Below are 8,700 nucleotides of genomic sequence, written 5' to 3' on the forward strand. Positions count from 1 at the left end.
GCTTAATGGTAAAATTTATAACAAGAGCTAAAAAAGTGAGATTAAAGCTGTTCCCATACTGGCGAGGTACTGACGAACGCGGTGCGGCTTTGGTGGGGTAATCGAAGTTACTGGTATAGTATATCCACTACCAAATTGGTTAATATGCATATCGAACTGCAAACTATTCTTTAACGTGCCGTGTTTACCGTGCAAAATCATTTGCATTACAAAACCACGACTATGCGCTATTTGGTTCAACCTAAGCGTGACCCGTCCCTGTTCTAAATCAAATTGATTGAGCTTTTTTTCTGTGTAGTACTGAGCTGCTCGTGCATTTGGTAAAGTTGCGCTCAGCGAAATAATATCACCTTCATGGGCCGCTTCAGGCAAAACGCATTGCAAAGCAATTTGATGCTGGCTATTAGCATGCAATGACAGCGTTTCAAATTCCATGCTGTGGCTTAATGCCGCAGACATTGGATCTTCAAATGACGGTAGTGCAAAGGTTAATTGCACCATAGATTCGCTCATGAGGGTCTTATAAAGCTTTGTTGACTAATAATGCAGCTATTATCGCTGATGATTATTGCAAAATTATGACTAAACTAAAGCGCTTGATGCAAGGGTTAATTTGACTTGCAGTTTATAACTAAAGCTATTGTTTTAAATCAATATTATATTTAATAAATAAACTATAATAGTCGCTCAATAACCTCTGCGATAAACGTAAATACAGTTTACCGGGTTCAAATGTATACGAGCCTTGTCTTAACAATAAAATAAAACACTTACCAACTTTATTGTTAATTTATTTTATTTTTAATGTTAAATAATGGGCTTTTTTTTATGTGTTTTTCTCAACTTTGCAATAAAACAGCTTGAAAAAAAACCAAGCTAGCCATAAAGTGCATTTAAGGGCCCAAATACATAACACACTACCTACCAAACGGGTTGTGAGAAATTAGATGGCACTAATAAAAAATAATTTATGGAAACTCTTTTGTTTTTTGCTATTGGGCGGTCTAGTCCTATTAAGCGTTTTGTTGGCTTATGAATGGCGAAATATCGAAAAAGAATACCGCACAAGCTCCCAAAACCGTGTCGAATTTTCTGCGCAAGCACTTAAAAGCACCCTTAGAAATAAAGAACTTATGCTGGATTTAATTGGCAGAGACATCCTTTCAAACAATAACTTAACCGAAAAAACATCAACAATTAAACTTCTCGACAATATTTTACTAGAGAATCCTGTGTTATTAGGCTTTGGACTGTTTAATCCCCAAGGGGAAATTATTTACTACAGCTCAAATTTAAATGCCTCAACAATGATTAATCTGAAAGAAAATGAAAAAACCCGCCAAAGTTTTTCACAAACCCTTAGCTCAGACAAAATGGTGTTAGGGCAAACTTATTTTAATCTATCGTTACAAGAATGGGTTATTCCAATAAGGAAGTCATTACGAGACAAAAGTGGCACTGTGATTGCTGTAATGACTGCAGGGATGGCGGTATCAAGAGGCGCTAAATACCTCAATATTTTGCAAAGTAATAGTGACGATTACATAATGCTAGCAAGAGAAATTGATGGTTTTATTCAATACAGTTCCGTAAAAGATGCAGATATAGCTAGCTATACAAAAACCAAAATTAAGCAGGCATTAGGGTTATCTGATAATGCTTTGATAAAGCAAACAGGCAAGGATAAAGAAATATTTAAATCCTCAGAAGAGGTGTTTAGTATTGATACACATGTAGGTGGTAAGCCTTATTTAACATCTGCAAAATTTGATAATCGCTATCAATTATGGACACTCTCAAATCGGGCAATGCAGCCAATAAAAAACGTCTTTTATTGGAAGGTATGCTGGTACTTTTTAATCTACTTACTGATTTGTACGGTGTTATATTTTGGTTTTAGGTTTATTGCTCGTGCTGAGCAAAAACGAGTTGATGAACTGTTTTACCTTTCTCGGAACGACGATTTAACAAAGTTACCCAATCGAAAAGCACTGCGTGATAGCTTTGAAGCAAAAAAAGAGACATCTTTTAGTCTAGCAATCATAAACATTACCAATTTACGCTCAATGAATAATCGCTTTGGTATGGAGTATGGCGATAAGGCAATTAAAGCCTATGCCGCAATGTTGCAAGCTACATTCGCAGTTCCATACCTAGTTTTTAGAAACAGTGGTAATGAGTTTTGCATTATTACACCGCATTTATCGGATGAGCAAAATAGGCACGCTTTTGAACAAATATTAGCATCTTCTATTGAACAATATGAAACCAAAAATACCGAACGTCCTTTAAATATGAGTGTTGGTGTGGCCAACTACCCAGAGCATGGCATAACCAAAAGTAAGCTGGTCCGCAGTGCGCATTTGGCTAATCAATGGGCAAAAGATACAGGGCAATGGCTGTGCCATTACCATGCAGATATAAAACAAGCTTATTTGCGCCGTTTAAAAGTAGAAGAGCGATTAAATGTAGCGCTAAGTGAACAATCATTTTCTATGGCCTATCAGTGCCAAGTGAATGAACAGGGAAAAATCCATGCTATGGAAGCACTTATTCGTTGGCATGACGGTGAATTGGGTATGGTTTCACCTGCCGAGTTTATTGCTATTGCAGAACAAAGTGATTTAATATTTAAAATAGGTGACTTTGTTTTAGCGCGTTCTATTAGTGAATTTGCAAAGATGCAACAACACAGCGATACCCCTCTTGAATTAGCAATCAACATTTCAGTGATGCAATTTCAAAGCAGTGCTTTCATTACAACATTATTGCAAAGTATAGAGGCGCACAATGTTGCCCCGCAAAGTATAATCTTAGAAATTACAGAGTCACTGTTTATGGATAACCTTGAGCATGTGATTGATACGATAAATAGCTTAAAATCTAGAGGGATACGCTTCTCGATGGATGATTTTGGTACAGGTTATTCATCACTGAGTTTATTAAGGCGCTTACCCATAGATGAACTGAAAATAGATAAAAGCTTTGTAGATGATATTTTAATAGACCCTAAGTCTAACAGTATGGTGCAAAGTATTATCGCCATTGCCAACAGCCATAACTTAAGTGTTATAGCTGAAGGCGTGGAAGAACAGGCACAGTTTGATATGTTAGTGGATATTGGCTGTAAACGCTTTCAGGGGTATTACTTTTATAAACCAGTGGCAGCAGCAACGGTTATTGAATACCTAACGGTTAATTAACTTATCCTACAAATACTGTGGTGGCGCGACTAAGTCGGTCATTCACTGCAGCCCACTCACTGCCTACTGGCGGTTTTTCGATATAAATATTCAATGGTGTTTTCTCATCAATAAGATGCAGTGCTTTATACATATTTTTAGCGTATTCAATAGGGCAACTACTTAGCTTAGTAATACGTTCGGATGGAATGTCGCTCGCTAATAATTGCTGTTGCACTTGAGTCGAATAGATTAAATAGTGACTTTTACCCTGAGAGTTCTCAGTTAAAATTTTAGCGAAATCTTCAGTATTAGCCAACATGGCAGGGACATTAGGCTGATAATGCGCTTTTACATTACCCGGTACCACTTCGTTATGTGAATGTGGTGTGCTGACATGCAGTCCGGTTTTTTGCAAAATATCAGCTGCTGAAATTGGCCCTGGGCGTAATATGCGTAACTGCTGTGAGCTTGCATCTACAATGGTCGATTCAATACCTACATTACATTCACCTCCTTGTAATACCGCACTAATTCGACCATTCAAATCGCGTATTACATGAGCTGCACTGATTGGACTCAATTGCTTATAGCGATTAGCCGAGGGAGCTGCAAGACCGGTGTTTAATTGCTTTAATACCGCTAAAAACTCAGGGTGCGCAGGCACGCGAAGCCCAATGGTGGGCAAACCGCCTGTTACCGGACTGTTTAAATTATCTTTAGCATTTAAAATTAGGGTGAGTGGGCCAGGCCAAAATGCATCAGCAAGCGTGATGGCTGCCTTATTTACATTTTTTGCCCAATTGTGTAGATGCGACTGATTGGGAATATGCACAATGAGCGGGTGATTTGTTGGGCGTCCTTTCGCGGTAAATATTTTCGCTACGGCACCACTGTTAGTCGCATCTGCAGCTAGACCATAAACAGTTTCTGTGGGTAAAGCGACGCATTCGCCGGCTTTTAATAATGCAACGGCTTGGTTAATACGCTCTTCAGTATTTAATAATTGAGTTGGTTGTAATGATGTCATAATAACTCTTAAGGATTACAAAACTGGCAATATGTTGCATCAGCAACGTGTTTTTCATTCGCTTCAATATGGTTATAGCCGCAGCAATCACACAAAGAGGTTGTTGATTTTACTTGTTGTGTGGGCATGTTACACAGCTCACAAGGCAAGCCTTTAGTGAGCTGTTTAGCAACAAAGTTAGCACTCTGGCATTGTGGGCATTTTGATGCCAACCGTCTTGCTAAGTCCTCGGCAGCGCGGCGAATAATAGCTTGGCGTTGCCCACTATACATGGCTCTTAAATCCGGCGTGATTATGCCGGCTTTGGGCGATTTTTCTGTAAATAAAGCAACCAAGCTTTCAAAGCTTAGCCCTTTATAAAGTGTTTGAGTGTCATCAAGTATCCAGTGTTGCTCTTTATAGCGCTGGCATGCAGTCGTGATTGATTCAACGTTAGTCTCGCTGTTAATGGCTAAGCTGCTGGGTGAAAATGGCCCGCCAGCGTGTCCATAAATAGCAGTATTAGTGCGCTTATCGTAAAAACAAATTACTTCTTCATCCCAGTTCATTAACCCAGGGTATGGCCCACCTCCAAAGCTGCCTTCACTACCAAGCCCACATTGCTCGCCAGTGAGTTCACATGCGCGTTGAGCTTTTATTAGTGCCGCTGTTTGGGCACTGCAATCACGCTGCACCTCATTAGTAAACATCCCAAGCGTATCGGTATCAAATAGACTGGTTGTTACCACATTATAGCCAAGTGGTTCTAATGCAGGAGCGATCAAAGGTGCCTTTTTATGTTTAGTGGCAATGACGGCTTTTAACATAAATTATACTCGCTCTGTAGAGAGAGCAATTGCAGTGAAGTGTCCATTTTCAAAGCGCTCTAGCGTATTGTCATCGCCCCAACGAATGAGTGTTAGCCAATGGTTATCAATTAGTTCCTTCACCATCGTATGCTTGTTATAAATTGCTGAGATTGCTGATTGTGGCGCAGCAATATATACATTGAGGCGAATAGGTTCGTGCATCCATTTATCGCCATTGTGTAGCGATTGCATGGCCAAGCCAATGCGCAGGTCGCCACCGTTACCTTCAAATAAGCCTATGTTACCGCCCACCGCATTATGAAGTATTTTATTACCACTGCCGTATTTGTGATTGTCGTTAACCGAGGCATTGTATTGGCTATTGATCCAATGGGTGACTATCATAGGCGCAGTCATAATAAGCTCTAATATCGCAAAGTCGCCATCGCTTTCCCACTCATAATCGTGTAAAAAACAGCGTCCCTGTAAGTTAATATTTCGCGTCCATGCGCGCGGCGCGACAATAAAGGCGGCATTATTTGCAAGCCCCCATTCAGGGCGCACCTGCGACCAATCGCGGGCACGTTGATGATAAGCGTGATTAATTTCATCCGCTGATTTATCAACCAGTTCTGGTTCTATATTAACTAAGCGCTCTTGCTGAGCTGTTTGCGTTGCCACACTGAGCAATTTTTTTAGATTATCATCCAGTTGAGCATCATAGGTGGTGATCACATCTGTGGTTGTATTATGAATGGCTGCAATAAACTGGGTATTTTCTGGCAGTGTGAGTCCCCGAGTTTTAAGCGCTTGACGTACTTGGGAATCGTTAAGTAGGCTTGCGAGTACTCGCACATTAACTTCACCACTTTGCCCGCCACAGGCGCCGCAATCTAGGCCAGCACTGTGTAAGTTATTAGTTGTATGGCTAGCGTGACCCACTAACATTACCTGTGGTGCCAACTCTTTTATACCTAGAGTTGTAAGCACTTTTTGGGCTAAATCGGTTTTGTCTTTTAGGGTAAGTTGTTGCTGGTTTTGTGTTAATTGCCAGTCAGTCGGAGTGCACTTTTTAGCATCGCCTTTAGATAAAAAGGTATTTTTTATTAATTTAAATGCATACAGCCAGCCTGCTGACTCAACCATAGAAAACGATGAAGGGGCCGATTTTGACCAGCTTTGCCATGTGGCACTATTTTGGCGTGATGCTTCAAGTGTCGCGTCTTTGTGAGTTTGCGTGGCATGTATAGCCGGTTTAAGTAGCCCAGGGAGCTGTGGGCGAGTAATAGCACTGCCATTTTCTTGATATTCCAGCGGTAAACCAAAAAAACCGGCAAAGCCAAACGTTTCAATATGTTGACTTTGAGACTCTAGCGCACGGCGAATCACTTCCGAGCGAACATCAATACAAAACACTGCTTGTAATTGAGCGTTTGTCACGGGGGCTTTTGTCGCGGTTTGCAGAGCCTCATTAAGCGGATATTGAAAGCTGAGTTCCATTGCTTTTGCCCACACCCATAATGGCTTTTGTGCTAATTTATGTGCATGTAAGCGCTCAACAACAAGCGCCTTTTCTTGTTGCCACTGGCTTTGCAGTTGTTTAAATGTAGCACTATCGTGATCGGTCAGGTATTGCCAAATTACTAAGTCCCATGCCATGCGCATGGCTAGAAGTTGCTTCATCTCATCTGTTGGGGTGTCGTAAAGCTGACCTTGAAAACGTAAATACGCAAGCCACGATGCCCAACCGTTAATATCTAAGAGCAATGAGTGCGCGTATAACTCTAACGAGTCATTATCTATGTTAAGCGTTTTAAGAGTCAGTGCAATTAGTTCATCAGCGGATGTGGGTAATTGCTTAAAATAGCCATTTAAATGCCGTTCATCCATAACAATGCTAATGCCTTTATCAGCTTGAATAACAGTAAGCCAATGGCGATATAATTCAGATGGGGCTTGAGTATCATTACGATGCAGCATAGGACCGAGTTGTTGATAATGCGCAGCACAAAACTGACTTAACTGATGAGTAATTTCATCATGCCAAGCCATTTTATGCTTATTACGTTGTTGGTCGAGTAAATCAGCAATGTTGTGCCAGTCTACTAATGGCACATCAATCTTAAGCGTTTGTAATAATTGCTCTTTATTAAAGTCACTATTAAGTAGCGTTGCGGCATCAGCTAAGTGTTTGTCGGTAATTATGCCGGAGTTATATTTTTGCAGATAAAAACCTTTAGGCATTAGCATGTTGGCATTACATAAGGTATCCAGTCGTGCGCTTACATCTTCAATTGGCATATGGCGCATTTCCCAAAATGGGTTTACTGCAATCATCTGATCTAACGGCCAGTTTGGTGCTATGTAACCGCATACTTTGTTAAGTAGGCTATTTTGACTGTCGCTTAGCGAGAGTGCTCTATTATCTGAAGGCGTTAGAGTGCTCATTTTGATTCCTCAATAGTGATCCCAGCGGCATGATTTTTTAAATCAGTGTGGCCATTATTAGGCAAATTTATCGGCCATATTTTTAGTGTTAATCGTGTAAACCACTCATCCAAATACAAGCCTGCAAATAATAAAGTGGATAATGACTTAACCTGAGGTCGCCAAGACTGATAGCGCAAACAATAGCTTGCTATCATTAAGGTTAAAATAAGGGCTATTACCCAGCTGTCGGCTAGGCTAAATGCAGGTTCGCGCCACTGCTCAAGGGGAAGTGCAAACGCAAAGATATTTTTAGCGGCCACATAGCTAAAGACCACTAATAGTGCAATTAACAGTTTTTTACTGCGTGTTTTAGCCGTAGCCGTACCATGCTGATTAGCAAGCAAAATGGTTAATGCTGAGGCTAAAAGCAACCAAATACTTACCGCTCCCTGATAAGAGCTAATAACCCATGCTGCGCTAACTATTATTATTGAAATTAACGCACTTGTTAACCAAGCAAAGCATGCGGGTGATTGTTTTGGAATATGGCGGCGGATAAGATCTTCATTTACGCCATTACCTGAGTTTAAAAATGCGAAAGCTTTATAAGTCGAATGGGTAACAAGGTGAAGTAAAGCCAGTTCAAATAACCCCAGCGCACACTCTACCAGCATCAACCCCATTTGCGCACTAGTAGACCAAGCAAGCCGAACTTTAACGCTTATTCGGGTGGTCATTATTAATGCGCTGATCACTGTAGTTAAGCCAGCAACAATTAAAATTAACCATTGTGCTGCGCTAGCTTGAATGAACAAAGGCGCAAATAAAATTAATAAAAAGCCTCCTAAATTAATGACTCCGGCATGTAATAAAGCGCTCACCGGTGTGGGTACTTCAACCACTTTAATTAGCCAGCCGTGTATTGGGAGTTGAGCGCATTTTATTAAAGCCGCAAAGGCAATTAAAAAAGCAGCGACTTGCTCTGCAAAAGACAGTGGTAGCGTGGTGGTGTTATAAAAGGCGGTTATATCAGTTATGTACAGACTATTGTGAATGAACCACAAAATACCAAATGCAATCAGTAATAAGGATTCGGCAACACGTGCCACAATAAATTTTTTATGGGCGGCGAGCACCGCTCGAGGGCGCTCAGGGTAAAACATTAATAGTTTATGTAGTGCTAAACTTATCGCCACCCAGCCTAGCCAAAATAGCGTTAAGTGGTTGCTCATAACCACAACTAATACGGCAGTGATGGTAAGTAATAGCC

6 protein-coding genes are annotated in these 8,700 nt (G+C 40.7%); 1 reads left to right on the forward strand and 5 read right to left on the reverse strand.

The features are described from left to right. Nucleotides 1-27 precede the first annotated feature (27 nt). Nucleotides 28-513, reverse strand: coding sequence for a hypothetical protein (locus P20311_RS14915; RefSeq protein ID WP_008114385.1), 486 nt, complete (start codon nt 511-513; stop codon nt 28-30). Nucleotides 514-947: 434 nt separating this feature from the next. Between P20311_RS14915 and P20311_RS14920 the strand changes: the two genes are divergently transcribed. Continuing rightward, entirely contained in the window at nt 948-3,203 is a 2,256-nt protein-coding gene (locus tag P20311_RS14920) for an EAL domain-containing protein (protein ID WP_008114389.1), read from the forward strand. Between the two features lies 1 nt (nt 3,204). Here the strand turns inward: P20311_RS14920 and P20311_RS14925 are convergent, their stop codons facing one another. The 4 genes from P20311_RS14925 to P20311_RS14940 form a co-directional block, all read right to left on the reverse strand. Then, nucleotides 3,205-4,212: an L-threonylcarbamoyladenylate synthase gene (locus tag P20311_RS14925; RefSeq protein WP_008114392.1), complete on the reverse strand. Its 1,008-nt coding sequence runs from the start codon at nt 4,210-4,212 to the stop codon at nt 3,205-3,207. Nucleotides 4,213-4,220: 8 nt separating this feature from the next. Further along, entirely contained in the window at nt 4,221-5,018 is a 798-nt protein-coding gene (locus tag P20311_RS14930; RefSeq protein ID WP_008114393.1) for a DUF6671 family protein, read from the reverse strand. A 3-nt stretch (nt 5,019-5,021) separates the two neighbouring features. Continuing rightward, nucleotides 5,022-7,448 (reverse strand): YbcC family protein, encoded by a 2,427-nt coding sequence (locus P20311_RS14935; protein ID WP_008114395.1) that lies wholly within the window; start codon nt 7,446-7,448, stop codon nt 5,022-5,024. Next, nucleotides 7,445-8,700, reverse strand: a 1,256-nt coding sequence (locus P20311_RS14940) for an NADH-quinone oxidoreductase subunit L (RefSeq protein WP_036985262.1), incomplete at its 5' end; no start/stop codon positions are given. The genes P20311_RS14940 and P20311_RS14935, both read right to left, overlap by 4 nt.

The organism is Pseudoalteromonas sp. BSi20311 (assembly GCF_000239875.1).
Taxonomy (GTDB): domain Bacteria; phylum Pseudomonadota; class Gammaproteobacteria; order Enterobacterales; family Alteromonadaceae; genus Pseudoalteromonas.

Coding starts and splice junctions, on each gene's coding strand:
- P20311_RS14930 (WP_008114393.1), bottom strand. CDS start 5,018: ATGTTAAAAGCCGTCATTGCCACTAAACATAAAAAGGCACCTTTGATC.
- P20311_RS14915 (WP_008114385.1), bottom strand. CDS start 513: ATGAGCGAATCTATGGTGCAATTAACCTTTGCACTACCGTCATTTGAA.
- P20311_RS14935 (WP_008114395.1), bottom strand. CDS start 7,448: ATGAGCACTCTAACGCCTTCAGATAATAGAGCACTCTCGCTAAGCGAC.
- P20311_RS14920 (WP_008114389.1), top strand. CDS start 948: ATGGCACTAATAAAAAATAATTTATGGAAACTCTTTTGTTTTTTGCTA.
- P20311_RS14925 (WP_008114392.1), bottom strand. CDS start 4,212: ATGACATCATTACAACCAACTCAATTATTAAATACTGAAGAGCGTATT.